This window comes from Actinoplanes sp. CA-252034, assembly GCF_050956125.1.
In the GTDB taxonomy this organism is placed as follows: Bacteria; Actinomycetota; Actinomycetes; order Mycobacteriales; family Micromonosporaceae; genus Actinoplanes.
In genome coordinates, this window is sequence record NZ_CP191846.1 from 10,295,218 (window position 1) to 10,320,165 (window position 24,948).

A 24,948-nucleotide genomic window follows, 5' to 3' on the forward strand; every position below is an offset into this window, starting at 1 on the left:
CGGGAGGACACCGATGAGCACCTATTCCATCCTGATGCCGTTCGCACCCACCCGACCCGAGCAGGCGCTGCCCTTCGGCGCCTTCGCACAGTGGAGCTCCGCCCACCGGCTGTGGCAGGGCCAGGCCACCCTGCACGAGCCGCACCACACCTTCACCCACCTGGCCGCCAGCGGGTTCCGGATGCCGGTCGGGCTGGGCGTGACGCTCATGCCGTTCCGTCACCCGTACGACGCCGCGATGCAGGCCCAGTCCCTGGCCGTCACGATGGGCCATCCGGTGGTCGCCGGGTTCGGGCCGGGTGCCAAGGTCCTGCAGGAGGGGCTGCTCGGTGCGCCGTACCAGAGCCAGCTCCGGGCCGTCCGGGAGTACGTCACCATCGTCCGGGGACTGCTCGACGGGGAGCCGGCGCCGCCGCCCGGCGAGTTCTTCACCTGCAAGGCCCGGCTGACCAGGGTGCCCCGCCCGCCGGTCGAGGTGGGGCTGGGCGTGCTCCGGCCGGGCATGGCACGGGTGGCCGGCGAGACCGCCGACGTGGCGATCACCTGGCTGACGCCGGCGTCGTACCTGAGGGACACCGTGATCCCGGCGCTGCGGGAGGGCGCCGAGGCGGCCGGCCGGCCGACGCCGCGGGTGGTGGCGATCGTCCCGATCGCCCTGGACCGGGACGGGGCGGACCCGCGTGACGCGGTGCTGACCGCCAACTCCGGTCACCTGTCGCTCCCGCACTACCGGGACATGCTCCGCCGCAGTGGCATCCACGTCGACACCTCGGACCCGCGGACGGCCGCGGAGCAGGTCCTCAAGGGCGGGGCGTTCCTCGCCGGGACCTCCGGGCACGTCGCCGATCGGCTGCGTGAGTTCGCCGACGCGGGAGTCGACGAGATCGTTCTGAACACGACCGCGACGTACGCCCGGTTCGGTGTGAAGTCCGCTTTGGAGGAACTGGAGAAGGTACTGAGGGAGGTGTCGTCATGACCGATCTCGCCGGACCGCAGGCGCCCGTACTGGACATCCAGCGACTGGTGCTGGTGGTCACCGGATCGGCCGCCGCCGCGGGCATGCCGTTCTGGGTGTCGTGGCTGCGGACCCAATACCCCGAGATCCAGGTCACCACCGTGGTGACCCGCAGTGCCCAGCGTTTCGTGACCCGGGCCGCGCTGGCCGGGCGCACCCACGGCGAGGTGCTCATCGACGAGTGGCCGCCGGACGAGCACCGGGCCCGCCACGTCGAGCTGGCCGAGTGGGCCGAGGCGTTCGTCGTCTACCCGGCGACCCTGCACTTCATCGCCCGGCTCGCCCTGGGACTGGCCGACTCGCCGGCACTGCTGGCCGCCCAGTGCGCCACGGCGCCGATCGTGATCGCGCCGGCGCTGCCCCCCGGCGGGATGTTCAGCGCCGCCTTCCGGGCACATTGGAGCTCGCTCTCCACCCGGGAGAACATCGTGCTGGTGGCGCCGCAGACGGGGGTCAGCCTGACCACCGGGCGGGCCGAGGCGTGGGCGCCGCCGCCGCTGCCCGAGGTGCTGGAGCATCTCGCCGAGCACCGGCTGCGGCCGGCCGCACCGGTGATGCGGACGGTGCCGTCATGAGCGTCGACACGACGCCCCGGCACGCGAGCGAGCGGGGCACGGCACTGCTGCGGACCACCGAGGTGCGCGGACCGGGCGGCATCGGCGTGCGACGCCGGCTGCCCGGCCCCCGGGCCCCGCGCCCGTTCGTGCCGCCGGAGCCGGGTCTGCACCGCCGGCTGGCCCGGATCCGGGTCCCCGGCGACGCGCGGCTGGCGCTGCCCCGCTCGCGCGGCGACGCCCGGGTCTACTACGTGGACGGTGGCGAGTCGATCGCCAAGGTGCTGCTCGCCCACGGTCCGGTGCCGGAGCTGGTGGAGCCGGTGCGCAACCTGGGCCGGCTCCTGCGGGCCGTGCACGCGGTGCCGGCTCCGGCCGCGCTGGCCGGGGAGCGCCCGCCCGGCCTGGACCGGCTCGGTGACTGGCTGTCCGGGCGCCACCGGGAGGCTTATCCCGCATACGCCGAGGCCGTGATCCGCCGCCGCCTCGGACCGGCCGGATGGGCTCTGGTGCGCGAGCACTACGAGCGGCTGGCCGCCGGCGAGACCGGCCTCGTGCACGGGGCCGCCGGGCTCGGCGCGATGATCGTCGGCTCGGCGCAGGGCGACGTCCTGCTCACCGGCGAGGACCTGGCCGTCGGCGACTGGCGGATGGACGTCGGCTGGGTGATCGGCGAGCTGGTCGAGCTGCGGTGGCAGCTGGGCGGGGACGGCCCCTCCTGGCAGCGGCTGATCCAGGCGCTCCTCGACGGGTACGGCCACGACCTCGGCCCCGACTGGCCGATGATCGCCGTCCTCCGGATCCTGCTGCACGTGCACGACATCGCCTCGTACGTCGACTGGTTCCAAGCCGGCTTCGACCACTACGCGGGGTTCGTCGCCTTCCTGGTCGGGCTGGCCGTCGAATCCTCCTGAGCCGCCGACCCCCTCTTGAGAAAGGGCAGTTTCGATGCGTACCCGTACCCTCGGCAATGGTCTTCGTCTTCAGATCGTGCACGTGCCCGGCGCGCTGCGCACCGGGATCGCCCTGCACTACGGCGTCGGCTTCCGCTCCGAGCGCCCGGGGCAGGAGGGCCTGGCCCACCTCTTCGAGCACCTGATGTTCCGGGGCAGCGCGAGCCTGCCCGACGGCCGCTTCTACGACCACATCAAGCGCTGGGGCGGTGCGGCCAACGGCACCACCCATCAGGACTACACCGACTACTACCAGGTGACACCGCTGGTCGCGCTGGAGGCGGCACTGTTCGCCGAGGCCGACCGGATGCGGTCGCCACGATTCACCGCTGCCGGGCTGGCCGAGCAGATCGAAGGCGTCGGCACCGAGATCGACGAAGCGCTGCGGGGTCGGCCGTACGGCGGTTTCCCCTGGCCACTGCTGCCGTCGGTGCTCTTCGACGGGCACGCCGACGCGCATGACGGGTACGGCGAGCCCAGCCGTCTGGCCGAGGTGACCCTGGACCGGGTCGAGGACTTCTTCGACACCCACTACACGCCCGGCAACGCCGTCCTCACCGTGGCCGGCGACGTCGACGCGGACCACGTCGAGTCCCTGGTCGAACGACACTTCGGCGACATCCCGCCGCGCCCGGTCCCGACCGTGCCGGACAATCCCGCGCCGAGGCTGGCCGCGGACCGCCGGCTCACCACGACCCGCGCCGGCATCCCGCTCACCGCCCTGGCCGTCGGCCACCCGCTGCCCGGCCCGGAGCAGGATCTGGAGGGTTACCTGGCCCACCTGGTGCTGGGCCGGATCACCGCCCGGCACGGCGCCCGGCTCGGCCTGCACAGCCCCTCCGCGAGCTGCGGCTTCTTCGGAGGGTTCGACGCGCGTACGCCCGACGTGCTGATCACCGCCGGCCTGCTGGCCCCCGGCCACGAGCCGGACCGGGTGATCGACGACCTGCGGGCACTGTGGCGGGGCATGGGCGATCCGGACGCGGTGGCCGGCGCGGTCCGCCACGTCGTGCCGCTGATCGTCGCCGAGCACCACCGCAAGCACGCCGACATCGGGGAGCACGCCCGTGCGCTCGGCCGGTTCGCGCTGCTCTTCGACGACCCGGGCCTGCTGGACCGGATCCCCGCCGCGCTCACCGCGCTCACCCCGGAGACGGTCGCCGCCACCGCCCGGCGGCTCGCCACCCGGCCGCACGCCGGTCTGGTCGTGGCCCCCGCGGTCGTGACGCCCCGGCCCCGCCCGGAGGCGCGTCCGCTGCCCGCGCCGGGTCCGCAGCTCACCCCCGATCTCGGCCCGGTACGCGAGCGGGTGCTGCCCCGTGGCCTGCACGTGGTGGCCGCTCCGGACGGCCGGGCGCCACTCGCCGAGGCCCGCCTGCGACTGCCCGTCGGCGGCTACGAGCCGGCCGCGGTCAGCGCCTGGGTCCGCTCCGCCACCACCCGCGCCCCGCTTGCCGAACGTCTCGGCGGCGCCCTCACGGTCACCGCCGACGCGCACTGGCTCGACCTCAGCGCGTACGCCCCCCGCCACCGTGCCGCCGGCCTGCTCGATCTCTTCGCGACCGTGCTGGACACCCCGGCCGGCCCGGCGACCGCGGTCACCGCCCCGAGCCCGGAACACGAGATGGACACCGCGCTGCGCCGGCACTGGCTCGGTGCGCCCGGCCCCGGACCGTTCGTCCCGCCGCTCTCCGCCGGTGTGCTCACCGTCGTCGGCGCCGACCCGCGGACGGTCCTGGACGTCGCGGCCGTTCTGGACCGGGCCGACGCCGTCCCGGCCCCGCGGCCCGGTGTCGCCCGGCCGGGCATCCTCGCTCTGAGCCGGGACGGCGCGACCCGCGCCCACATCACCGTGAGTGTCGCCGAGCCGGAGGACGGCCCGTCCGAGGCGGCGCGTTTCCTCGCCGCGGCGGTGGTCGGCGGCGGCCCGGACGCGCGTGTCCCGGCTCGTGCCATCCTCGGTGACTATCACGCGCGTACCGGCCGGGACCAGGTCGGGGACTTCGCCCGCGCGTACGTCCGGGCCGACTGCGCCCCCGATCAGCTGGCCGGCGCGCTCGGCGATCTGGCCGCCGAACGGCAGCGCCTGCACGACGAGCCGCTCACCGCCGCCGAGATCGATCCGATCCGTGAATACTGCGCGGCCCAGTTGCTGGCCGCGTTCGACAGCCCGGCGACCTTCGCCGACCTGCTGTCCACTCTGGTCTCCGGCGGGCGCGATGCCCGCTGGCTGCAAAGACTGCCGGGCCTGCTCGGCAAGGTGCCCGCCGAGGAGGTGGCGGAGGCCGCCCGAATCCTGTACGGCTCGACCGAATCGTGCATTGTGGTACATGGCCCCGCCGAATCCGTATCCGTCCTGTCCCCCGCTTTCGAAGGAGCCGAACGATGAGCACTCTCGCTGAAGACGTCCTGCAGCTGGTCTTCGACGACAAGACCGGCCGCTCGGTGATCAACCAGACCTACCTGGACTCCGTGATCGCCGGAGCGCTCCTGCTCGACCTGATCCGGCTCGGCCGGGTGGTTCCGGGCGAGCCGGAGGGCCGTGACGGCAAGAAACGCGCCGCGATCGTCACCGACCGCACCCCGACCGGCGACCCGCTTCTCGACGCCGCGCTGGCGACCGTCGCGGAGAAGCCGCTGACCCTGAAGAAGGCCGTGGCGGCGCTGGTCAAGGGCAACCGGAAGGCGGTCATCGAGCGGCTGGTGGAGCGGGGCATCCTGCGCCACGACCGGTCCCGCGTCCTCGGCATCTTCAAGCTCACCAGCTTCCCCGCCGCGGACACCGAGAACGAGGCCGCGCTGCGCCGGGCGCTGGTCGCCGCGCTGCACGAGGGGGCCGAGCCGGACTCGCGTACCGCCTCGCTGATCGCTCTGCTGCACTCGGTGAAGTCGTTGCCGAAGGTCGTCGGCGGTGACAAGGCCGAGCTCAAGGCCCGGGCCGACGCGATCGTCTCGCGGAACCCGGCCGACGACGCCGTCCGGGAGGCGGTCAAGCAGGTCTGGACCGACGTCGAGATGAACGCGGCCGCCGTGGCCGCCGCGGCGACCTGATCTCGCGGGGTGCGGGAGGGGCCACCGCCCCTCCCGCACCCGCCCGTCAGTAGGTGACGCCGATCTGCTCGCGGAGCGTGTCCAGCAGCGCCATCACCTCGAGGGTGGTGTCGTGCGAGACGATCGGGCTCTCCCGCTCGCCGGCCAGCAGTGCACGCTGCACCTCGGCCGCCTCGAACTGGTAGCCACTGCCCTCGAACGGGAACTCGAACGTCTCCGGCGCCAGGTCCGGCCGGGTCAGGGTGAACGAGCGCGGCACGAAGAAGCCGACCGGCAGATCGATCCGCCCGGCGGTGCCGGTGATCGACGCCGCGTTCCGGCTGGCGCCGTTGATGCTGCAGGTCAGCGCGGCCACAGCCCCCGACTCGTAGCCGAGCAGCACCCCGGTGCTCTCGTCCACCCGCTCCGGCGTGAGGTGCGCCCACGCCTGCGCCGACGACGGCACCCCGAGGATCGTGTGGACCAGGTGGATCGGGTAGACGCCCAGGTCGAGCAGGGCGCCGCCACCGAGCTTCGGGTCACGCAGCCGATGTGACGCCTCGAACGGCCCCTGCAGGCCGAAGTCGGCGTGGATCGCGCTGACGTCACCGATCGCGCCCTCGGCGACCAACTGCGCGATCCGGCGGATGGCCGGGTTGCACCGCATCCACATGGCCTCCATCAGGAACACGCCGTTGCTGCGCGCCGCCTCGACCAGCAGCGCCGCCGACGGCAGGTCCAGGGCGATCGGCTTCTCCACCAGGACGGCCTTGCCCGCCTCCATGCAGAGCAGCGCCGCCTCCAGATGGAACGCGTGCGGTGTGGCCACGTAGATCACGTCGACGTCGTCGGCGGCGGCCAACTCCGCGTAGGAGCCGTACGCCCGGGCGAACCCGTGCCGCTCGGCGAACGCCTCAGCGCTCGCGAGGTTTCGTGAGCCCACCGCGGCGAGCTCGGCGCCCTCCACCAGCGGCAGATCTGCGGCGAATGTGCTGGCGATCCCGCCGGGGCCGAGAATCCCCCAGCGCACCTTCTCTCCGGTCATGATCGATACCGTATCGCCCGGACCGCGCCCGGCGGCACGATCGTCCGTGACCTGACCGCCGTCCGGTGTCAGGATCGAGCGGTGACCGACTCGATGCAGCTCCCGCCCGCCATGTCACAGCGCGCCCGGGAGTTCACCGGCCCACCGGCCGAGGCCCGCCCGGCCGCCACCGTGGTGCTGCTGCGCCCACACGGCGACGGCTTCGAGGTGTACGTCCTGCGCCGCGCCTCCACGATGGTCTTCGGCGGCGTCTACGCCTTCCCCGGCGGCGTCGTCGACCGCTCCGACCGGCCCTCGACGATCCGCAACGACTGGTCCGAGCGTCTCGGTGTCCCCGACGAACAGGCCCGGGCCGTCGTCGGCGCCGCCGCCCGCGAGCTCTTCGAGGAGGCCGGGATCCTGCTGGCCGGCCCGCTGGCCGAACCCGACCGGACGGTCACGGCCACCGGCACCGACGACTGGGAGGCCGACCGGGCCGCCGTCGCCCGCCACGAGCTCACCATGACCGACCTGCTGGCCCGCCGCGGCCTGCGGCTGCGAGACGACCTGCTGCTCCCCTGGGCTCGATGGATCACCCCGGACTTCGAGCCGCGCCGCTACGACACGTGGTTCTTCGCCGCGCTGCTCCCGGAGGCGCAGACCGCCCGCGACGTCTCCGGCGAGGCCGAGGGCACCGCGTGGATCAGCGCGGACAACGGCGATCTCCCGATGCTGCCGCCCACCCGCCGGACCCTCGACCAGATCGCCGCCTGCCCGACCATCCCGGACGTGGTGGCGGCTTCCGCACACCGCGACGCGGCGACGCCGCTCAACCCCCGCATCTCGGTCGCCGCGGACGGCCAGGTCACCGTTCATCTGCCTTAGGTGGTACGAGCGGCACCTCCCGCCGGACCACGCCGTCCCGGAGCCACCCCGCGACGGGGCTGCCCACTCCCGGCCGCAACGCGCCGCACGGGCGTCTCCGTGGTTCCCCGGCTCCCGGTGACCCGAGGCCCCAGCCCGGCGGCCGCGGTGCGGCCGGGAGACTCGCCTGCGTCGCAGTGTGGTCCGGGACGGTGTGGTTCGGCGGGAGGGGTGGCCGTACCGAAAGAGAGGCGCCGGCCCCCGGAATGCGGGACCGGCGCTCGAACGCAGGGGTGTTGATCAGCCGAAACGACCGGTGATGTAGTCCTCGGTCTTCTTCTGCGTGGGGTTGCTGAAGATCTTCTGGGTGTCGTCGTACTCGATCAGGCGGCCCGGGTCGCCGGTCTTGTCGATCGAGAAGAAGCCGGTCTTGTCGCTGACGCGAGCGGCCTGCTGCATGTTGTGCGTGACGATGATGATCGTGAAGCGGTCCTTCAGCTTGAACATCAGGTCCTCGATCGCCAGCGTCGAGATCGGGTCGAGCGCGGAACACGGCTCGTCCATCAGCACGACCTGCGGCTCGACCGCGATGGTGCGGGCGATGCAGAGACGCTGCTGCTGGCCGCCGGAGAGACCGGCGCCGGGCCGGTCGAGGCGGTCCTTGACCTCGTCCCACAGGTTCGCCGAACGCAGCGACTTCTCGGCCGCCTCGTCGAGGAGCGACTTCTTCTTGACGCCGTTGAGCTTCAGGCCGGCGACCGCGTTCTCGTAGATCGACATGGTCGGGAACGGGTTGGGCCGCTGGAAGACCATGCCGATCATGCGCCGGACGGCGGTGACGTCCACGTCCGGGTCGTAGATGTTCTGGTCGTCGATCGTGAGGCTGCCCTCGATGCGGGCGCCCGGCAGCACCTCGTGCATGCGGTTGACGGACCGCAGGAAGGTCGACTTGCCGCAACCGGACGGGCCGATCAGAGCCGTGATCGTCTTCGGCTCGACCGTCATCGAGACACTGTCGATGGCTTTGAAGGAGCCGTAGTAGGAGGAGACGTTGCTCGCCTCGATGCGCTTGGCCATGGATGACACCTTCTCTACCGGGACAGTTTGTTGCGGCGGGCGAGCAGCTTGGCGGCGACGGTCAGGACCAGCACCAGCGCCACCAGGGTGAGCGCGGCGGTCCAGGCCCGGTCCGGGGCGTAGCGGGAGGCGTCGCCGGCCTGCTGGTAGACGAACAGCGAGAGCGACTGCTGGTTGCCGGCGAACGGGTCGAAGTTGATCGCCGCGGCGCCACCGGCGACCAGCAGGACCGGTGCGGTCTCGCCGGCCGCGCGGGCGACGGCGAGCATGATGCCGGTGACGATGCCGGGCAGGGCGGTCGGCAGGACCACGCTGAGGATCGTCTTCCACTGGGGGACGCCCAGCGCGTACGCGCCCTCGCGCAGCGGGCCCGGCACCAGCCGCAGCATCTCCTCGGTGGACCGGACGATCGTCGGCAGCATCAGCACCGCCAGCGCCAGCGCCGCCGCGAAACCGGAGAAGCGCGGCTGCCCGTTGTTGAACCACGGGCTGACGATGAGCACCCAGAACGAGAGGATGAACAGGCCGGCGACGATCGACGGGATGCCGGTCATGACGTCGACGAAGAAGCGGACGGTGGTGGCGAACTTGCCACGGCCGTACTCGACGAGGTAGATCGCACCGAGCACGCCCAGCGGGACGGACATCAGCGTGGCGATGCCGACCTGCTCCAGGGTGCCGATGATGGCGTGGTAGGCGCCACCCTCCGGGTCCCGGGCGCCGATGTTGTTCATCGAGGAGCCGAAGAAGTCGCCGTCCAGCCGGGCGACACCCTTGGAGACGAGCGTCCACACCACCGACGCGAGCGGCAGGATCGCCAGGACGCACGCCGAGTAGATGAGCGCCTTCATGGCCCGGTTGCGGGCGGCCCGCTTGCCCTCGATCCGGCCGGCCACCACGTTCAGGCCGACCAGGTAGAGGGCGGCGCCGAGCACCACGACCAGCACCCAGTTGCCGATCCCGGCGCCGAGCACGATCGCGGCGGCAACCACGAACGCACCCACGGCGATGCCCAGGTTGACGACGGCCGGGAGGGTCCGGCTGCGAATGTTGTCCGGCGTCATGACGACGCCCGGAACCTCACGATCAAGCAGGCTCATGCCGACACTCCGCTTCGCTGCGCACCGGCATGAGCCTTGGAGCTGTGCTCGATTTTTCGTTCGCTTCGCTCACTCATGCGGCACTGTCCCGGAACTCGCGACGGCGGTAGATGATCGCCCGCGCCGTCATGTTGACGACCAGCGTGATCGCGAACAGCACCAGACCAGAGGCGATCAGCGCGCCACGGCCGGTGTCGTTGGCCTCCGCGAAGGAGTTCGCGATGTTGGCGGCGACCGAGTTGCCGCCGTTCTCGATCAGGTTGAACGAGATGTTGAAGGCGACGCTCAGCGTCAGCGCCAGCGCGATCGTCTCGCCGAGGGCACGGCCGAGGCCGAGCATCACCGCGGCGATCACACCGGGCTTGCCGTACGGCAGGACCGCGGTCCGGATCATCTCCCAGCGGGTGGCGCCCAGTGCGAGGGCGGCCTCCTCGTTCATGCCCGGGGTCTGCTGGAAGACCTCGCGGGAGAGCGAGGTGACGATCGGCAGCACCATGATCGCCAGTACCAGGCCGCCGAGCATGACCGACTGACCGAACGGGCCGTCACCACCGAAGAGCGGGATCCAGCTGAAGTACTCGTTGAGCCAGATCGAGAAGTCACGGACCGGCGCCTGGAAGACGTCGCGGCCCCAGAGGCCGAAGACGACACTGGGCACGGCCGCGAGCAGGTCGATCACGAAGCCCAGCGGGGTGGCCAGCCGCTTGGGCGCGTAGTGCGACAGGAACAGCGCGATGCTGAGAGCGATCGGCACCGCGACGATCAGGGCGATCACCGAGCTGAGCACGGTGCCGAAGGCCAGCGCCGCGATACCGAACGAGGGCTGCGTGTCGTTCGGGTTCCACTCGAACTGGGTCAGGAAGCTGCCGGTGTTGGCCTGCAGCGCGGGGATCGCCTTGGAGATCAGGAAGACGGCGATGGCGACGATGATGACCAGCACCATCGCACCGGAGGCCGTGGACAGGCCGCGGAAGCCCGCCTCGATCGAGAACCGGGCCTTCTTGGGCAGTGCGCCACCGCCACCGCGCGGGGGCTCGTCGAAGTTACTCGGAGAAGCGCCGTAGCCGGCGCCCTGAGCGTGACGCGGGGTCGCGCTCAGGTCGCCGGCGGTGGCGTTCTTCACCGAGCGGGAGGGGTAGTCACCCATCTGCGCGCTCGCTGTCGTGTCGGAGGGATTGGCGGGTTCGTCAGGCGATCGTGGCGACCGACTCGGCGACCTTGGCCCGGAGGGTCTCCGGCAGCGGGGCGTAGCCCAGCTCGCCGAGCTCCTTCTGGCCCTCGGTGCTCGAGGTGTACTTCAGGAAGGCCTGGACCTCCTTGGCCTTGGCGCTGCCCTTGCTGCAGGCGATCTCGTAGGTCACCAGCACGATCGGGTAGGCGCCCGGGGTGGTGGTGGCGTAGTCGAGGGAGAGGGCGAGGTCGCCGTCCTTGCCCTTGATCTCGGCGTTCTCGAAGGTCTTGCCGGCGTTCACGGCGGACAGCTCGGCGAACTCACCCGCGCCGTTCTTGATCTTCGCGGCCTGCAGGCTCTGGTTCTCCGCGAACGACATCTCGATGTAGGAGATGGTGTTCGGGGTGCCCTTGACCTTGGTGGCGATGCCGTCCGACTTGGAGACGGCGGTGCCGCCCGGAGCCTTCCACGCCTTCGCGTTGCCGTAGGTCCAGTCGGCCTCGGCGGTCTTGCTCAGGAACTTGGTGAAGTTGTCGCTGGTGCCCGACTCGTCGGCACGGTGCACCGTCTCGATGTTGGCGTCGGGCAGCTTCGCGCCGGCGTTCTCCGCCGCGATGGCCGCGTCGTTCCACTTGGTGATCTTGCCGGAGAAGATCTTCGCGAGGGTGGCCGACGAGAACTGCAGGCCGTCCGCGCCCTCGACGTTGTAGACCACGGCGATCGGGCCGATGACCATCGGGAGGTTGAGGGCCTTGCCACCGACGCACTTGGCGTCGGCCTGCGGCTGCTCCTCCTCCTTCAGGGCCGAGTCGGAGCCGGCGAAGTCGGCGGTGCCGGCGATGAACGCCTCGATGCCCGCACCCGAACCGGTGCCCTGGTAGTCGACCGTGGTGCCACTACCGCACTGCTGCTGGTAGGCCTTGATCCACTCGTCCATGGCGTTCTTCTGAGCGGTGGAGCCCTGCGCCGTCAGGCTGCCGCTGACGCAGCTGCCCGGAGCAGCAGACGTGCCGCCGGCCGCCGGCTCGTTGTTGTCCGAGCCGCACGCGGTGAGAGCGATGGTCGCAGTCAGAGCAATGCCGGCCACGAAACCGGACCGCTGGAGCTTCACGATTGTCCCTTCGGGTTTGCCGCCGGTCTCTCACCGGCCCACACCCGAAAAGCTAGGAAGGCGAAGTGACCGGATCCCCGGTCGCAAATGAACTGGGAGTGAACAGGTCCGCGCCGAAAGGTAGCCATCCCCCGGAATACAGTTGTCCGTTAAGTGAACTGCGCTCCAGCTACCCGATATGTCGGTTATTTACGGGCAGTCGTGACCGCAGCGAGACAATCGCTTTACCGGGCCGTTATCGGCTGTAGTTCACGTCCGCCTTGAAGACCTCGAACCCGAGCCCCCGGTAAAGCTTCACGGCGGCGGAGTTGGACTCGTCGACGTAGAGGCCGGCAACGGTCAGCCCACGCTCGGCGAGATGCCGCAGACCGGCCACGCTCAACGCGGCGCCCAGACCACGACGGTGACCGGACGGGTCGACCCCGAGCACATAGATCTCACCGAGCGCCGGCTCGTCACCGGACGCCGGGTGCACCTTGGTCCAGTGGAAGCCCAGCAGGGTGTCGGTGATGTCGACGGCCAGCAGGAACCCGGCGGGGTCGAACCACGGCTCGGACTCCCGGCTCAGCAGGTCGTCGAGGGTCCAGCGGCCCTGCTCCGGGTGGTGGGCGAAGGCCCGGGCGTTGACACCGATCCAGGCCTGCTCGTCGGCGCCGGGCCGGAAGTGACGCACCGTCACGCCCTCGGGCAACGGGATCACCGGCAGGGGCTCGACCAGCGAGCGCCGCATCTGCCACAGGACCCGGGCCCGCTCGAAGCCGTTGCGGTCGGCGAAGGCGGCCGCACCCGGCTCGTCGCCGTGCGCCCAGAACCGCAACGGGCCCGGGCCGGCGGCGGCCAGCAGCTCGGTGCCGACGCCCGCGCGCCGGAAGTCGGGATGGACGATCAGCTCGCCCGATCCGTCCTCCAGGAACGCGTAGCCGGCCAGCCGGTCACCGGCATAGGAGAGCAGGTGGACACCCTCGTAGGGGACGTCGGCGCGAACCCGCAGCACGACGTCCTCGGAGAGCGGATAGACGCCGTCGAGGTGCCCCGCGGCCGCGGCCAGCGCCAGCACGTCATCAGCCTCGGACGACGACAGCCGGCCCGTGGCACGGACCGGCTGTCGACTCGTCATGGGAAGAACTCTAGATCAGACCGGGAGGGAGACCGGCTCGTTGTCCGGCAGCTGGCGGCCGGACGGCGGAACCACGAACTTGTAGCCCACCTGGCGGACCGTGCCGATCATCGACTCGTACTCCGAGCCGAGCTTGGCCCGCAGCCGACGCACGTGCACGTCGACCGTGCGGGTGCCGCCGAAGTAGTCGTAGCCCCAGACCTCACGCAGCAGCTGGTCACGGGTGAAGACCCGGCCGGGGTGCTGGGCGAGGAACTTGAGCAGCTCGAACTCCTTGTAGGTCAGGTCGAGCGGACGGCCCTTGAGCTTCGCGGCGTAGGTGTCCGGGTCGATGTTGAGCTCACCCGCACGAATCGAGCCGCCGGCGCCGGCGGTCGCGTTGTTGAGACGGCCGACCGCCAGACGAAGCCGCGCCTCGACCTCGGCCGGGCCGGCGCTCGCCAGGATCACGTCGTCGACGCCCCAGTCCGCGTTGAGCGCGATCAGGCCGGCCTCGGTGACGACCGCGACCAGGGGGACGCCGATTCCGGTGGCGTGCAGCATGCGGCAGGTGGCACGCGCCTCCGAGAGCTCGGAGCGGGCGTCGACCAGAACGGCGTCGGGGCTCGGCCCGGACACCAGGGTGCGCACGTCACGCGGAGCGGTACGAACCGAGTGGGGGAGAAGGTCCAGGGCGGGCAGAACGGCAGAGGGCTCACCGGCACGTGCCGTGACCAGCAGAAGGATCTCCACACTCACCTCCGTCCTCGCGGCGTTGAGCCGCTCGGGTGACCCGGCTGCGAAAGCCACGGGGCTCCGCCACCGGCGAATAGGGCCCGGCGTCACCGACGGGTGGGTTGCGCTCACCTTAACCGATGCATCAGCCCGAATACCCAGGTCGACCACGCAAGTGATGTAGCGAACGCCCGGTAGGTGACCGAACGGCGGATTCGTAACCGGCCTTTTACCTGAGGGGCCGAGCCCCCACAGCAGCGATTGGGACGACGGTCACCGGTCTGGCACGATCGCAGTCGTGTTTCCCTCTATGCCGAACGACGACCCCTGGGACGCCGAGGCCTCCCAGCAGGTCGCCCGCTTGAATCCGGGCCGCCCCAAGGCCGGGTTCTACGGCGCCGTCCCGGAGGACGACGAGGAGAACGCGCCCTCCTCCGACTCCGAGGACGAGGAGGAGTTCGAGGACATCCCGATCCTTCCGGTCCGGCCGCGACTGTCGGCGGCGATCGGTGGCTTCGCGGTGCTCCTCGCCGTCGCACTGATCGTCGGCAGTCATGTGACCGGGCCGGGAGCGCGGGTGTCGTACGCCATCGTGCTCTTCGGGGTGCAGTTGCTCGGTCTGCTCGCGTGGATCATGGCGCTTCAGCCGCCGGCGGCGGGTGTGACCGCCGGAGTGGTCGCGGCGACCGCGCTGGGCGCCGACTATCTGGCGGTGACCGGCCGGCCGGGCGAGTTGCTGCCGCTGTTGTGGGCGGGTCTCGCCGGTTTCGCGGTGGCGATGATCGCCCAGGTGATCCTGGTCAAGGACCGGCAGCACGCCAAGGACTCCTGGCGGACCACGCTGCTCATCGTGTCCGGCGCGGTGGCCTACGCCGTCCTGATCACGCTGGTCAAGGAGCCGCTCGGCGCTCCGGCCATCCTGATCTGCTGCACCGGCGCCGGGGTGGCGCTGCTGATCGCCCGGCTCACCGACGCGGTGTTCCCGAAGCCGCGGATCGCCCTTCAGGTGCCGCGCGGCGCGACCGGCGTCGTGCTCGGCGCCATGCTGGGCACCCTGGCGTCGGCCGTGCTCGGCAGTTACATGGTGCTGCCGTTCGACCCGACGAAGGGCGCGGTGCTCGGCCTGGTCGCGGCGGTGGCGGCGCAACTGATCGACCTGGCGGTCAACTTCGGCGAGGCCGGCCGCCGGCTGGCCGGCGACGCGCCGACGTTCTGGCTGGCCCGGCACATGCAGGGCCCGCTCGGGGGGTTCGCGCTGACCGCCATGGCCACGTATCTCTCGGTGCACTGGTATCTCTCCTGACACACCGGTCGCCCGAGAGTTGTTTCGCTGAACCATGGACCCGGGCATGTACGTTCCCCAGGGCAGCCGGGTGATTCGGGAGGAAAAGTGGCCGAGGTGTACGGATCGGATCGTCCCCGCCGTCGCCGGGGGCGCACGCTGCGGGTCGTGCTCCTGGCCCTGCTCGTCTTCCTGATCGTCGGGGTCGTGCTCCTCGACCGGTTCAGCAACTCCTACGCCGAGAACGTGCTCGCCGAGAAGGTGGCCACCGAGGTGGCGAACCAAAAGGCGGAGAGCAGCCGCCCGGTGGTCACGATCGCCGGCGTCCCGTTCCTCACCCAGGTGGTGGCCGGGAAGTACGAGGAGATCCGGATCGAGCTGCCCGACTTCAAGGCGCAGACCGGCACCGGCGAGACCGTCCGGATGGATCTGCTGGACATCCGGGCCCGTGACGTGAAAGCCCCGCTGAGCGCCCTGCGCGGTCAGGGCGACGTGGTGGCCGGCACGGTCATCGGCACCGGCACCATCGACTACCGGCTCCTCGCCGACGCGACCGGCCAGAAGGACCTGAAGCTGACCGAGAAGGACGGCAAGCTGGTCGGCTCCGGGGTGCTGGCGATCACGCAGACCCAGGAGTTCCCGGTGTCCGCCTCGGCCGATCTCAAGGTCGTCGACGGCAGGGTTCAGGTGCGTTTCTCCGATGTGAGCACTCCGGGTCTGACGGTCAATCCGCTGATCCAGTCCCAGGTCGACGCGTTCGTCCAGCAGATGGCCTTCGAGCTGGACGTGCCGAAGCTGCCGTTGAACCTGGTCATTCAGGAGTTGCAGCCACTCCCGGAGGGCCTGCGGGTCACCTTCGGAGCGAGCGACGTCAACCTGGCCGCGGCCGGGGTGTGACGACCGTCCGATCCCGGATCGTGGTCGGACCTGTTCCGAGAGTTGGGCCCGCTGGTAGGGTCGTTTCCCATGAGCCTGTTGCTCACGAAAAGGCGCGCGGTCGACCTGTGCCGCGTGGCCGCGTGCCTGTGTCGTCCCGTCATCTGACGGGGCCATCTCGTGCTGAGCACCTTCTGAAGCTCTAGCTAAGCCAAGGGCACTCAACTTGCCCGGCAGTGGCGCCGTCGCACAGCAGCCCGTGATCCCACCCACCGATGGGTCCGCGCGGAGTGCGACAACAGCTCTCTCCGTGCGCTGACTCTCCCTCCACCCACCTTCCACAGGGAGTGAACCGATGAGTCGCGACACCGCACTCGTCTCGGCCGAGTGGGCCGAGCAGAACCTGGAGACCCCGGGCCTCGTCTTCGTCGAGGTCGACGAGGACACCACCGCCTACGACGGCGGCCACATCCCCGGCGCCATCAAGCTGGACTGGAAGAAGGACCTGCAGGACCCGGTCCGGCGTGACTTCGTCAACCAGGAGCAGTTCGAGGCGCTGCTCTCCGAGCGGGGCATCTCCAACGACGACACCGTGATCCTGTACGGCGGTAACAACAACTGGTTCGCGGCCTACGCGTACTGGTACTTCAAGCTGTACGGCCACGAGCAGGTCCGCCTGATCGACGGCGGCCGCAAGAAGTGGGAGCTCGACGCCCGTCCGTACTCCAAGGACGTGCCGGTCCGGGCGAAGACCTCCTACACCGCCAAGGCTCCGGACCTGGAGATCCGCGCGTTCCGTGACGAGGTCGTCCAGGCCATCGGCGTGAAGAACCTGGTCGACGTGCGCAGCCCCGACGAGTTCGCCGGCCGCCTGCTCGCCCCGGCGCACCTGCCGCAGGAGCAGTCGCAGCGGGGTGGCCACATCCCGACCGCGATCAGCGTGCCGTGGAGCAAGGCCGCCAACGAGGACGGCACCTTCAAGTCCGACGAGGAGCTCGCCAAGATCTACGGCGAGGCCGGCCTCGACGGCAGCAGGGACACCATCGCGTACTGCCGTATCGGCGAGCGCTCCTCGCACACCTGGTTCGTGCTGAAGGAGCTCCTCGGCCACGAGAACGTGAAGAACTACGACGGTTCGTGGACCGAGTACGGCTCGCTCATCGGCGTGCCGATCGCCCTCGGCGACGAGCCCGGAAAGGCCTGATCATGACTTCTCCCGCTACCAACGTGGCCGCCGGCTGCGCCGCCCCCGACCAGTCCGCGCCCCTCCCCAGCAGCGTGGACCTGGCCAAGGAGACGGTCATCACCGGTGTCGTCCGCAACGCGGACGCCGAGGTCGTCGGCGGCGCCTACGTGCGCCTGCTGGACGGCTCCGGTGAGTTCACCGCCGAGGTCGTCTCCTCGCCCGAAGGCGTGTTCCGCTTCTTCGCGGCTCCCGGCTCCTGGACCGTGCGGGCGCTCAGCCGGCACGGCAACGGCGAACTGGCCGTCGACGCCGCCCGTGGCGTCAACGAGATCACGCTGAACGTGGCGACCGTCTGACCCACGCTCTGTTGAAAAGGGGGACCCCTCGGGGTCCCCCTTTTCATGGCTCGATGTGGCCGCTCACGCTCCGCCGGTGGTCACGACCTCGGCGTGGGGTGGGACCTCCGGGCGCCGCCGGGACAGGCGGCGGACCGCTGTGTTCAGCACGGCGATCAACGGCACGGCCACCAGCGCCCCGATGATCCCGGCCAGCACCACGCCACACGCAATCCCGATGATCACCGCGAGCGGGTGCACCGACACCGCCCGGCCCATGATCAGGGGCTGGAGCACGTGGCCCTCGATCTGCTGGACCAGGATGACCGCGCCCAGCGTGATCAGGGCGATCACCCAGCCCTCGTCGACCAGCGCCACCAGCACGGCCACCGCACCGGACACGCTGGCGCCGACGATCGGCACGAACGCGCCCAGGAAGACCAGGGCGGCCAGCGGGAACGCGAACTCCACCTCGAGCACCATCAGCGCCAGGCCGATGCCGACCGCGTCGATGAAGGCGACCAGCACGGTGGCCCGCACGTAGGCGCCGAGCGTGCGCCAGCCTGCGTCCCCGGCGTCGGCCAGCGACCAGCGCGCGTTCACCGGGAAGAGCCGCACGATGAACCGCCAGATCGCCCGGCCGTCCCGCAGGAAGAAGAACGTCGCGAAGATCACCAGCAGCATGCCGGTGGCCAGCTCGGCGATGGTCGCGACGGTGGCGATGCCGGTCGACGTGAGGGCCGCCGTGTTCGAGTTCACCCACTCCTGCGCCGCGGAGATGCCCTGGGCCACCTGGTCGTTGGAGAGGTGCAGCGGACCGGTCTTGGCCCACGTCTGGATCTGGTTGACACCGGCCGCCGCGTTCTCGGTCAGTTTCGGCACACCGGCGATGAACTCGTTCACCACCAGGGTCAGCGTGCCCACCAGCAGGCCGATGCCGGTGACCAGCACCAGGAACGTCGCCAGCGACCGGGGCAGGCGCAGCCGGAGCAGCCAGCCCACCGCCGGGCCGAACAGCGCGGACAACAGCAGCGCGATGGCCAGCGGGACGACCACGATGCTGACCATGCCGATCAGGCGGAGCAGCGCCCAGCCGATCACGCCGACCACGATCAGCCGCCAACTCCAGGCCGCGGCGATGCGCAGCGGCTGTGGCACGTCGGCGTCGTCCCGGCTGTTCGTCGAGGCGTGCACGATCTCGGCCTCCGACGTCGGTGGGAGGAACTCGTCATATCTGTCGGACTCCGCCGGACGGTCCGCCCGGGCCTGCCGCACCGATTGCCGGCCGGCGTCATACGCCTTGATCACGTTGTCCCGGACGCGCTGGAAGCGGTTCAACCGGATAACCCCCTCCACCTCGAATTCGCAGTAGTCACGCTAGTACGCGTACGCCCGCGACGCCTTACCCGGCGACGGGGCCGGCGGGCGGCGGCGTACCGTCTGCAGCGTGAGTGCCGACACCCGTACCGAGACCGGACTGCCGATCCGGATGCTGCACGACCGCGTCCTCGTCCGTCAGGACGGCAGCGAGGGGGAACGACGGTCGACCGCCGGCATCGTGATCCCGGCCACCGCTTCGATGGGCAAGCGCCTGTCCTGGGCCACCGCGGTCGGAGTGGGGCCCAACGTCCGGTCGATCGTGGTCGGCGACCGCGTCCTCTTCGACCCGGACGACCGCTCCGAGGTGGAGCTGCACGGCAAGGGCTACGTCCTGCTGCGCGAGCGGGACGTGCACGCGGTCGCCGCCAACCGGGTCGAGTCGGACGGCACCGGCCTCTACCTCTGAGACCCCGTCACCACCGCTGCTGCTGTGGCGGCGGGGCGAACGGGGGCGGGCCACCATACGGCCCGCCGTAGGGACCGCCGTAGACCGGCGGCGGCGGGGGCGGCAGGACGATCGGCACCGGCATCACCGGCTCGGGCGGTGGCGCGACGGTACGCACCACGCCGTCCGGGAAGGTGATCCGGTAGTTGCGCCCGTCCCACCACGACGGCGGCGTCTGCGGGTCGCGCCCGGCGAAAGCCGACCGGTAGCCGGTGATCGCGACCAGCAGCTCCCGTTCCTCGTCGACCGCCCGTTGCAGGTCCACCGGCGTCCGCGCCAGACCACGCTCCAGCCCGTCCCGGATCAGGGCGAGCCGGGTCGCGGCGAACTGGAACGCGCGCATCGCCCGGTGCCCGACCGGACCGCCCACCCGGCGTGCCCACTCACGGGCGGCGTGCCGGCGGCCCAGTGTGCCCAGCGCGGCCACCTCGGCCGGGGCGAACCAGCCGGCCTCCGCGTACCGGTACAGCACCCGCTCGGCGAGCCGCCCCTCCCAGCTGCGCAGAGCCAGGGCCAGACCGACCACGGCGAAGAAGAACGGCACCATGAAGCCGAGATAGCCGTACAACATGATCATGGTCTCGCCGGTCGCGGCGGACAGTGTCGGCAGCAGGTTGAAGATGCCGTGCAGCATCATCGCCAGCAGCAGGCCGCCGACCGGGGCGAGCCACCGCATCGTCCGGTTGCCCGACCGCGCCGCCAGACCCAGGCCGATACCGGCCATCGAGGTGAAGAGCGGGTGCGCGAAACCGGTGAAGAGGATCCGCACGATGAAGATCAGGAAGACGTTCTGCAGGCCGGTGGCCGGGCCGTACTCGGCCTCGCCCGCCGCATAGCCGTGCCCGCCCAGATAGAGCACGTTCTCCACCATGGCGAAGCCGAGCGCGGACAGGCCGCAGTAGACGATGCCGTCGGTCATGCCGGACCACTCGGTACGCCGCCGCCAGAAGACCAGGAGGGGGCCGAGCACCTTCATCGTCTCCTCGATGAAGGGCGCCACCAGCACGGCGACCAGGGCGTCCGGCAGCCCGGCCTTGTCGAACAGCCAGGCCGATCCGGTGTTCACCACCAGGGCCACGGCGGTCGCGATCGCCGCGCCCCAGGCGAAGCAGAAGACCAGGTATTTCGTCGGCTCCGGCTCGTAGCGGTCCAGCCAGACGAAGGTGCCGGCCAGTAACGGCACCGGGAGGATGGCCGCGGTCAGGCCGATCGCCAGGCCGGTGACCCCGATGTTGTAGCCGAGGTAGGTGAGCATCCCGATGGCCACCAGCGCGATCACCACGATCGCCGCGGTCATCGGCAGCCAGCGCCGCCAACCGGTACGGCGGCCGGGGACGGCCTTCGCCGCGTCACCGCTCACCTCGTAGGGCGGAACCGGCTCCGACCCGGCCGGCAGCTGCACCGGCGTGAGCGGCGCCTGCTGGGGCAGCGTGAAATACGCCATCGGGGGCGACGCGGGCGGAGACTGCGCCGAGGAGGACGGGTAGTTGCTCTGCACCGGTGACGACGGAAAGGCACCCGACGCCGGTGACGACGGCCGGATCGCCGGCTGCTCGAAGGCCGACGGCGAGGGGACAGCCGGAGGGGCGGACTGCGGGCGGTCGGCGGGATCGGGCGTTCCGCTCGGCGAGACATCGGCCATGACCGCCAGCGTAGTCACCGCGGCCGCGTTCGACCGGCCCGAGGAGCCCGAAACCGATCACGACGGCATCGACCCGGAGCGGCCCGGCTTCCGGCGTGTCCCGTGCGGCCGCCCGCGCCAGCCGATCGCGTCGCGCACCTGACGTGTCGCCTCGGCGTATTCGACACCGGTGGCGCGCAGCAGATCGGCCACCGCGGTACGCGTCTGCGCCACCACCACGCCCCCGGAGTAGCCGACCCCGGCCTGATAGGCACGCCCTGACTCGCCGACCGCCAGCAGCGCCTGCCGTCTGGCGCTGACCGGCTCGTCGCCCCGGTCCCACTCCTGCCGCAGCAGCTCCACCGCGTCGCCGAGGTGACGCACCGAGACCGGCAGGACCTCCGGGATCGGCTCCCGGTCCTCGATCGCGGTCTGTGCCCGCCGCAGCAGCACCCGCACGTTGCGCAGCGCGTAGGTGAGCTGGGCGGCGCCCTCCACGTATTGGGCGAGGGCGCCACGGGACCGCCAGCGGGCCGGCGCGAAGGCCACGTTCTCCCGGGCCGCGTCGATGGCCGCGCTGAACGCCGCGAACGTGCCCTCGGCCGCCCGCAGCCGCTCCACCGCGGCCCGCACCACCGACGCGTCGGAGTCGGCCAGGCCCGCCGCGGCGTCATGCAGCCCACCGGTGAAGGCCCGCAACGCGGGGTCGGCGGCCCGGCGGACCACGGTGAGCGGGTTGAGTGGCAGCAACACGGTCATCACGACCAGGGCGATCCCGCCGCCGACCAGGGCGTCCAGGAAGCGGGTCCAGGGCTGGCCGGTGGTCGAGGTGAGGGTGGCGACGAGCACGGCCGACGACGCGGACTGCACGATCAGGGGCGCGCCGCCGCCGACCGCGGTGGCCAGCAGCACCGCGAGCAGCACGATCACCCCGATCTGGACCGGGCCGGCGCCGATCAGCAAAATGATGCCGTCACCGAGGCCGATCCCGGCGGCGACCCCGACGACCAGCTCGGTGGTTCGCCGCAGCCGCTGCCCGACGGAGGAGCCGAGGGCGATCACCGCGGCGATCGGCGCGAAGAAAGGCATCGGGCGGCCGAACAGGTCGTGCGCCACGAACCAGGCCAGACCGGCGGCGAGCCCGGCCTGCACGGCGAGCATCAGCCCGGCCCGGCCCCGGGACAGCGCGGCGGTCAACCGGCCGATCATGATCTCAACCTACGTGCCAGGATGCCTGGGTGACATCTCTCCCCGATGCCTTCCGGTCCGCGGCTCGCGGCGCCGGCGCCACGGCCGACGACACGGACCTGGACGCGGCCGCGCAATACCTGCTCGGCCGCTGGAGCGAGCCGCAGCGCCACTACCACGACGTGAGCCACCTCGCGTCGGTGCTCGAGGTGATCGATCGCTTCGCTCACCTCACCCCCCATCCCGATCGGGTACGCCTGGCCGCCTGGCTGCACGACGCCGTCTACGACCCCCGTGCCCTGGGTGACGCGAACGAACGGGACAGCGCCGAGTTCGCGGCCGGCCTGCTGCAGAGCCTGGGCGCCCCGGACGAGGTGTCGGCCGAGGTGGCCCGCCTGGTCAACCTGACCGCCGGGCACGCGACCGAGGAGGACGACCCGGACGGCGAGCTGCTCTGCGACGCGGACCTGTCGATCCTCGCCGCCGACGCCGAGCGCTACATCGCGTACACGAGCGCGATCCGCCGTGAGTACGCTCACGTCCCCGACGACGCGTTCCGGGCCGGCCGCTCCCGGGTGCTCACCGAGCTGCTGAACCTGCCGTCGATCTACCGCCTCGCCCCGATCCACGAGGAGTGGGAGGAGCGGGCCCGCGCCAACCTCAAGACCGAGCTCGAGGAGCTGGCCTGACCAGGTGTTTCGGGCGGCGCAGGCCGGAGGCGCGGAGGCGGGCGGTCAGGTCACGGGAGCGCAGCAGCGTGGCGCCGAGCCACAGCGCGCTGTGGAACCGCGCCTCCGGGATGTCGTAGTGGTCACGGTCGAACCCGCGCCGCGGCACGCCCAGCATCTCGGCGAAGGCGTGCAGCTCGGCGTAGGAGACGTCGCTGACCAGGTGGGACCACAGGTGGCCACGACCCGGCCAGCGAGGCTCGTCGACGAGGATCAAAGCTCGATCTCGAGCAGCGGCATCCTCCGGTCGGCGGCCAGCCCGCGCACGTCCGGCACGCCGATCCGGGCCGCGTCGGCGGTCGCGTCGTCCGGCATGGTCTGGGACTGCCGCTCGGCGGTGACCCGCGCCAGGTAGTGCTCGACCTCCTTCTGCCGGACGGTCGCGTCCCACCCGAGGGCCTCGCCCATGATCTCGGCGGCGTGCCCGGCCGACTCGGCACCGCGGTGGGCGGTCTCGATCGAGATCCGGGTCCGCCGGGTGAGCACGTCGTCCAGGTGCAGCGCGCCCTCGGCGAGCGCCGCGTACGCCACCTCGGCCGCCAGATACTCCGGGGCGCCGGTGAGCGGGACGGCCAGCTGGGGCTGGGCTGCCATCATCGCCAGCAGGTGGACGGTCAACGTCCCGTACCGCTCCAGGAGATGCTCGACGACGCCCGCCGTGACGCCGTGCCGCCGGGCGATGTCCTGCCGGTCGCGCCAGGCGGCGGCGTAGCCGTCCGCGCCGAGCAGCGGCAGCTCGTCGGTGCGGGACGGCCGGGCCGGGACACCGAGACGACGCACCGCACGGTCGATGACGTCGGCCGCCATCACCCGGTACGTCGTGTACTTGCCCCCGGCCACCAGCATCAGCCCGAGCATCGGCTCGACCACCGCGTGCTCACGCGACAGCGCGGAGGTGGAGTCGGCCTCGCCGGACAGCAGCGGCCGCAGCCCGGCGTAGACGCCCTCGATGTCGTCGGTGGTGAGCGGCCGGTCCAGCACCGCGTTGACCTGGTCCAACAGGTACCGGATGTCACGGGCGGAGGCCGCCGGGTGGGCGCGGTCGAGCTGCCAGTCGGTGTCGGTGGTGCCGATGATCCAGTGGCCGCCCCACGGGATGACGAAGAGCACACTCGTCGCCGTCCGCAGGATCAGCCCGGCCTCACCGGTGATCGCCGAGCGCGGCACCACCAGGTGCACGCCCTTGGAGGCGCGGACCCGGAAGCCCGGGCGCACCCCGACGTCGTTGAGCATCTGCGACATGTCGTCGCTCCACACCCCGGTCGCGGCGACCACCGTCCCGGCCCGGACCTCGAAGGGCTCCTGATCGGGAGACTCCAGGTCGCGCACGCGGACGCCGACCACCTGCCGGGCCTCGCGGACGAAACCGACCACGCGGGCGCTGGTGGCGACGGCCGCGCCCAGGCTGGCCGCGGTCCGTGCCAGGTTGACCACGAGGCGGGCGTCGTCGACCTGGCCGTCGAAGTAGCGGATCGCGCCGACGATCCTGTCGGCGCGCAGGCTCGGGAACATGTGCCGGGCGCCGTCACGGGTCAGGTGCCGGTGCAGCGGCATGCCCCGGCCGGAGCCGAACATCCCGGCGAACGCGTCGTACGCCGCCACGCCGAGCCCGTAGTAGCCACGCTGCCAGGCCCGTTTCGGCAGGTTGGCGCTCGGTAGCGGGACCAGGATCGGCACCGGGCGCACCAGATGCGGGGCGAGGCGGGTGGCCAGCAGGCCACGCTCGGTCAGCGCCTCGTGCACCAGATGCAGCTCCAGCTGCTCCAGATAGCGCAGACCGCCGTGGATCAGCTTGCTGGACCGGCTGGACGTGCCGGCGGCGAAGTCACGGGCCTCGACCAGGGCCACCTTGAGCCCACGGGACGCGGCGTCGACCGCGGCCCCGGCGCCGGTGACGCCGCCACCGATCACCAGGACGTCGAACTGTTCGTCACGCAGCCGCCGCAGGTCGGCGGTGCGACGGATCGGAGAGAGCCGGCCGGCCGAGTTGCGGGAGACGGAGGGATCACGCACCCGTCCCACGTTAGCGCTTCGCCCGTTCCCCCCGGCGAGGGAATTCTCCGGGCTCATCGCGCCGGGCGCGGCCCTGCAACCCAACGGGCAACGAACTGCGCCCGATCTGCACTCAGCCGTTCCTACGTTTGGCAATTCCCGGCCCGTAGGGCCGCTCCCCCAGG

25 protein-coding genes are annotated in these 24,948 nt (G+C 71.4%); 13 read left to right on the plus strand and 12 right to left on the minus strand.

From position 1 onward, the window contains the following. Positions 1–13 precede the first annotated feature (13 nt). Genes ACQPZW_RS46655 through ACQPZW_RS46675 form a run of 5 tightly spaced genes read left to right on the plus strand, consistent with a single transcriptional unit; the run spans position 14 to position 5,573 of the window. On the plus strand, positions 14–976 hold the full coding sequence (locus tag ACQPZW_RS46655) for an LLM class flavin-dependent oxidoreductase (RefSeq protein ID WP_433792400.1): 963 nt from the start codon (positions 14–16) through the stop codon (positions 974–976). Beyond that, entirely contained in the window at positions 973–1,590 is a 618-nt protein-coding gene (locus tag ACQPZW_RS46660; RefSeq protein WP_433792401.1) for a flavoprotein, read from the plus strand. Before ACQPZW_RS46655 ends, ACQPZW_RS46660 begins: the two co-directional genes overlap by 4 nt. Beyond that, a complete protein-coding gene (locus ACQPZW_RS46665; RefSeq protein ID WP_433792402.1) occupies positions 1,587–2,483 on the plus strand; it encodes a hypothetical protein in 897 nt (298 codons plus the stop codon). The genes ACQPZW_RS46660 and ACQPZW_RS46665 overlap by 4 nt, the downstream gene beginning before the upstream one ends. A 34-nt stretch (positions 2,484–2,517) precedes the next feature. After that, positions 2,518–4,911: a M16 family metallopeptidase gene (locus ACQPZW_RS46670; protein ID WP_433792403.1), complete on the plus strand. Its 2,394-nt coding sequence runs from the start codon at positions 2,518–2,520 to the stop codon at positions 4,909–4,911. Continuing rightward, positions 4,908–5,573, plus strand: coding sequence for a GOLPH3/VPS74 family protein (locus tag ACQPZW_RS46675; RefSeq protein ID WP_433792404.1), 666 nt, complete (start codon positions 4,908–4,910; stop codon positions 5,571–5,573). Before ACQPZW_RS46670 ends, ACQPZW_RS46675 begins: the two co-directional genes overlap by 4 nt. 46 nt (positions 5,574–5,619) lie before the next feature. Here the strand turns inward: ACQPZW_RS46675 and ACQPZW_RS46680 are convergent, their stop codons facing one another. Beyond that, positions 5,620–6,597 (minus strand): Gfo/Idh/MocA family protein, encoded by a 978-nt coding sequence (locus tag ACQPZW_RS46680; RefSeq protein WP_433792405.1) that lies wholly within the window; start codon positions 6,595–6,597, stop codon positions 5,620–5,622. Positions 6,598–6,690: 93 nt separating this feature from the next. On the opposite strand from ACQPZW_RS46680, the gene ACQPZW_RS46685 reads away from it, so the two are divergent. After that, complete coding sequence (locus ACQPZW_RS46685) at positions 6,691–7,461, plus strand: NUDIX hydrolase (protein WP_433797843.1); 771 nt, start codon at positions 6,691–6,693, stop codon at positions 7,459–7,461. 279 nt (positions 7,462–7,740) lie between these two features. On the opposite strand, the gene pstB is transcribed toward ACQPZW_RS46685, so the two are convergent. The 6 genes from pstB to ACQPZW_RS46715 form a co-directional block, all read right to left on the minus strand. Continuing rightward, entirely contained in the window at positions 7,741–8,517 is a 777-nt protein-coding gene (gene pstB / locus ACQPZW_RS46690; RefSeq protein WP_433792406.1) for a phosphate ABC transporter ATP-binding protein PstB, read from the minus strand. A gap of 14 nt (positions 8,518–8,531) precedes the next feature. After that, positions 8,532–9,617, minus strand: coding sequence for a phosphate ABC transporter permease PstA (gene pstA / locus ACQPZW_RS46695; protein WP_433792407.1), 1,086 nt, complete (start codon positions 9,615–9,617; stop codon positions 8,532–8,534). Positions 9,618–9,690: 73 nt separating this feature from the next. After that, on the minus strand, positions 9,691–10,764 hold the full coding sequence (gene pstC / locus ACQPZW_RS46700) for a phosphate ABC transporter permease subunit PstC (protein ID WP_433792408.1): 1,074 nt from the start codon (positions 10,762–10,764) through the stop codon (positions 9,691–9,693). 40 nt (positions 10,765–10,804) lie between these two features. Further along, entirely contained in the window at positions 10,805–11,899 is a 1,095-nt protein-coding gene (pstS, locus tag ACQPZW_RS46705; RefSeq protein ID WP_433792409.1) for a phosphate ABC transporter substrate-binding protein PstS, read from the minus strand. 235 nt (positions 11,900–12,134) lie between these two features. Next, positions 12,135–13,016: a mycothiol synthase gene (gene mshD / locus ACQPZW_RS46710; protein ID WP_433792410.1), complete on the minus strand. Its 882-nt coding sequence runs from the start codon at positions 13,014–13,016 to the stop codon at positions 12,135–12,137. A gap of 15 nt (positions 13,017–13,031) precedes the next feature. Next, positions 13,032–13,748, minus strand: a complete 717-nt coding sequence (locus ACQPZW_RS46715; protein ID WP_109595296.1) for a winged helix-turn-helix transcriptional regulator — start codon at positions 13,746–13,748, stop codon at positions 13,032–13,034. 280 nt (positions 13,749–14,028) lie between these two features. On the opposite strand from ACQPZW_RS46715, the gene ACQPZW_RS46720 reads away from it, so the two are divergent. The 5 genes from ACQPZW_RS46720 (at position 14,029) to ACQPZW_RS46740 (ending at position 17,430) form a co-directional block, all read left to right on the plus strand. Continuing rightward, positions 14,029–15,033 carry a hypothetical protein gene (locus ACQPZW_RS46720; protein WP_433792411.1) on the plus strand — a complete coding sequence of 335 codons (1,005 nt, stop codon included), beginning with the start codon at positions 14,029–14,031 and terminating at the stop codon, positions 15,031–15,033. 87 nt (positions 15,034–15,120) lie between these two features. Next, a complete protein-coding gene (locus tag ACQPZW_RS46725; RefSeq protein ID WP_433792412.1) occupies positions 15,121–15,909 on the plus strand; it encodes an LmeA family phospholipid-binding protein in 789 nt (262 codons plus the stop codon). Positions 15,910–15,978: 69 nt separating this feature from the next. Then, positions 15,979–16,056 carry an Ms5788A family Cys-rich leader peptide gene (locus ACQPZW_RS46730; RefSeq protein ID WP_311772860.1) on the plus strand — a complete coding sequence of 26 codons (78 nt, stop codon included), beginning with the start codon at positions 15,979–15,981 and terminating at the stop codon, positions 16,054–16,056. A 187-nt stretch (positions 16,057–16,243) separates the two neighbouring features. After that, positions 16,244–17,092, plus strand: a complete 849-nt coding sequence (locus ACQPZW_RS46735) for a sulfurtransferase (protein WP_433792413.1) — start codon at positions 16,244–16,246, stop codon at positions 17,090–17,092. A gap of 2 nt (positions 17,093–17,094) precedes the next feature. Continuing rightward, a complete protein-coding gene (locus ACQPZW_RS46740) occupies positions 17,095–17,430 on the plus strand; it encodes a DUF1416 domain-containing protein (RefSeq protein ID WP_433792414.1) in 336 nt (111 codons plus the stop codon). Between the two features lie 63 nt (positions 17,431–17,493). Here ACQPZW_RS46740 and ACQPZW_RS46745 read toward each other — a convergent pair whose 3' ends face one another. Continuing rightward, positions 17,494–18,747 carry an AI-2E family transporter gene (locus tag ACQPZW_RS46745; RefSeq protein ID WP_433792415.1) on the minus strand — a complete coding sequence of 418 codons (1,254 nt, stop codon included), beginning with the start codon at positions 18,745–18,747 and terminating at the stop codon, positions 17,494–17,496. 151 nt (positions 18,748–18,898) lie between these two features. Between ACQPZW_RS46745 and ACQPZW_RS46750 the strand changes: the two genes are divergently transcribed. Beyond that, positions 18,899–19,195, plus strand: a complete 297-nt coding sequence (locus ACQPZW_RS46750; protein ID WP_433797845.1) for a GroES family chaperonin — start codon at positions 18,899–18,901, stop codon at positions 19,193–19,195. 7 nt (positions 19,196–19,202) lie between these two features. On the opposite strand, the gene ACQPZW_RS46755 is transcribed toward ACQPZW_RS46750, so the two are convergent. Both ACQPZW_RS46755 and ACQPZW_RS46760 read right to left on the minus strand, forming a co-directional pair. Further along, complete coding sequence (locus tag ACQPZW_RS46755; protein WP_433797846.1) at positions 19,203–20,678, minus strand: PrsW family intramembrane metalloprotease; 1,476 nt, start codon at positions 20,676–20,678, stop codon at positions 19,203–19,205. Positions 20,679–20,933: 255 nt separating this feature from the next. Continuing rightward, entirely contained in the window at positions 20,934–22,064 is a 1,131-nt protein-coding gene (locus ACQPZW_RS46760) for an FUSC family protein (RefSeq protein ID WP_433792416.1), read from the minus strand. Between the two features lie 29 nt (positions 22,065–22,093). Here ACQPZW_RS46760 and ACQPZW_RS46765 point away from each other — a divergent pair, with 29 nt between their 5' ends. Further along, entirely contained in the window at positions 22,094–22,732 is a 639-nt protein-coding gene (locus tag ACQPZW_RS46765; RefSeq protein WP_433792417.1) for an HD domain-containing protein, read from the plus strand. Here ACQPZW_RS46765 and ACQPZW_RS46770 read toward each other — a convergent pair. Both ACQPZW_RS46770 and ACQPZW_RS46775 read right to left on the minus strand, forming a co-directional pair. Next, entirely contained in the window at positions 22,704–22,988 is a 285-nt protein-coding gene (locus ACQPZW_RS46770; RefSeq protein ID WP_433792418.1) for a DUF4031 domain-containing protein, read from the minus strand. The genes ACQPZW_RS46765 and ACQPZW_RS46770 overlap by 29 nt on opposite strands. Further along, positions 22,985–24,784: a glycerol-3-phosphate dehydrogenase/oxidase gene (locus ACQPZW_RS46775; protein ID WP_433792419.1), complete on the minus strand. Its 1,800-nt coding sequence runs from the start codon at positions 24,782–24,784 to the stop codon at positions 22,985–22,987. The genes ACQPZW_RS46770 and ACQPZW_RS46775 overlap by 4 nt, the downstream gene beginning before the upstream one ends. Between the last annotated feature and the right edge of the window lie 164 nt (positions 24,785–24,948).

Excerpts from the sequence above, each read along its gene's own strand:
- ACQPZW_RS46655 (WP_433792400.1), top strand. The coding sequence starts at position 14 with ATGAGCACCTATTCCATCCTGATGCCGTTCGCACCCACCCGACCCGAG.
- ACQPZW_RS46660 (WP_433792401.1), top strand. The coding sequence starts at position 973 with ATGACCGATCTCGCCGGACCGCAGGCGCCCGTACTGGACATCCAGCGA.
- ACQPZW_RS46665 (WP_433792402.1), top strand. The coding sequence starts at position 1,587 with ATGAGCGTCGACACGACGCCCCGGCACGCGAGCGAGCGGGGCACGGCA.
- ACQPZW_RS46670 (WP_433792403.1), top strand. The coding sequence starts at position 2,518 with ATGCGTACCCGTACCCTCGGCAATGGTCTTCGTCTTCAGATCGTGCAC.
- ACQPZW_RS46675 (WP_433792404.1), top strand. The coding sequence starts at position 4,908 with ATGAGCACTCTCGCTGAAGACGTCCTGCAGCTGGTCTTCGACGACAAG.
- ACQPZW_RS46680 (WP_433792405.1), bottom strand. The coding sequence starts at position 6,597 with ATGACCGGAGAGAAGGTGCGCTGGGGGATTCTCGGCCCCGGCGGGATC.
- ACQPZW_RS46685 (WP_433797843.1), top strand. The coding sequence starts at position 6,691 with ATGCAGCTCCCGCCCGCCATGTCACAGCGCGCCCGGGAGTTCACCGGC.
- pstB (WP_433792406.1), bottom strand. The coding sequence starts at position 8,517 with ATGGCCAAGCGCATCGAGGCGAGCAACGTCTCCTCCTACTACGGCTCC.
- pstA (WP_433792407.1), bottom strand. The coding sequence starts at position 9,617 with ATGAGCCTGCTTGATCGTGAGGTTCCGGGCGTCGTCATGACGCCGGAC.
- pstC (WP_433792408.1), bottom strand. The coding sequence starts at position 10,764 with ATGGGTGACTACCCCTCCCGCTCGGTGAAGAACGCCACCGCCGGCGAC.
- mshD (WP_433792410.1), bottom strand. The coding sequence starts at position 13,016 with ATGACGAGTCGACAGCCGGTCCGTGCCACGGGCCGGCTGTCGTCGTCC.
- ACQPZW_RS46730 (WP_311772860.1), top strand. The coding sequence starts at position 15,979 with ATGAGCCTGTTGCTCACGAAAAGGCGCGCGGTCGACCTGTGCCGCGTG.
- ACQPZW_RS46735 (WP_433792413.1), top strand. The coding sequence starts at position 16,244 with ATGAGTCGCGACACCGCACTCGTCTCGGCCGAGTGGGCCGAGCAGAAC.
- ACQPZW_RS46740 (WP_433792414.1), top strand. The coding sequence starts at position 17,095 with ATGACTTCTCCCGCTACCAACGTGGCCGCCGGCTGCGCCGCCCCCGAC.
- ACQPZW_RS46750 (WP_433797845.1), top strand. The coding sequence starts at position 18,899 with ATGCTGCACGACCGCGTCCTCGTCCGTCAGGACGGCAGCGAGGGGGAA.
- ACQPZW_RS46755 (WP_433797846.1), bottom strand. The coding sequence starts at position 20,678 with ATGGCGTATTTCACGCTGCCCCAGCAGGCGCCGCTCACGCCGGTGCAG.
- ACQPZW_RS46760 (WP_433792416.1), bottom strand. The coding sequence starts at position 22,064 with ATGATCGGCCGGTTGACCGCCGCGCTGTCCCGGGGCCGGGCCGGGCTG.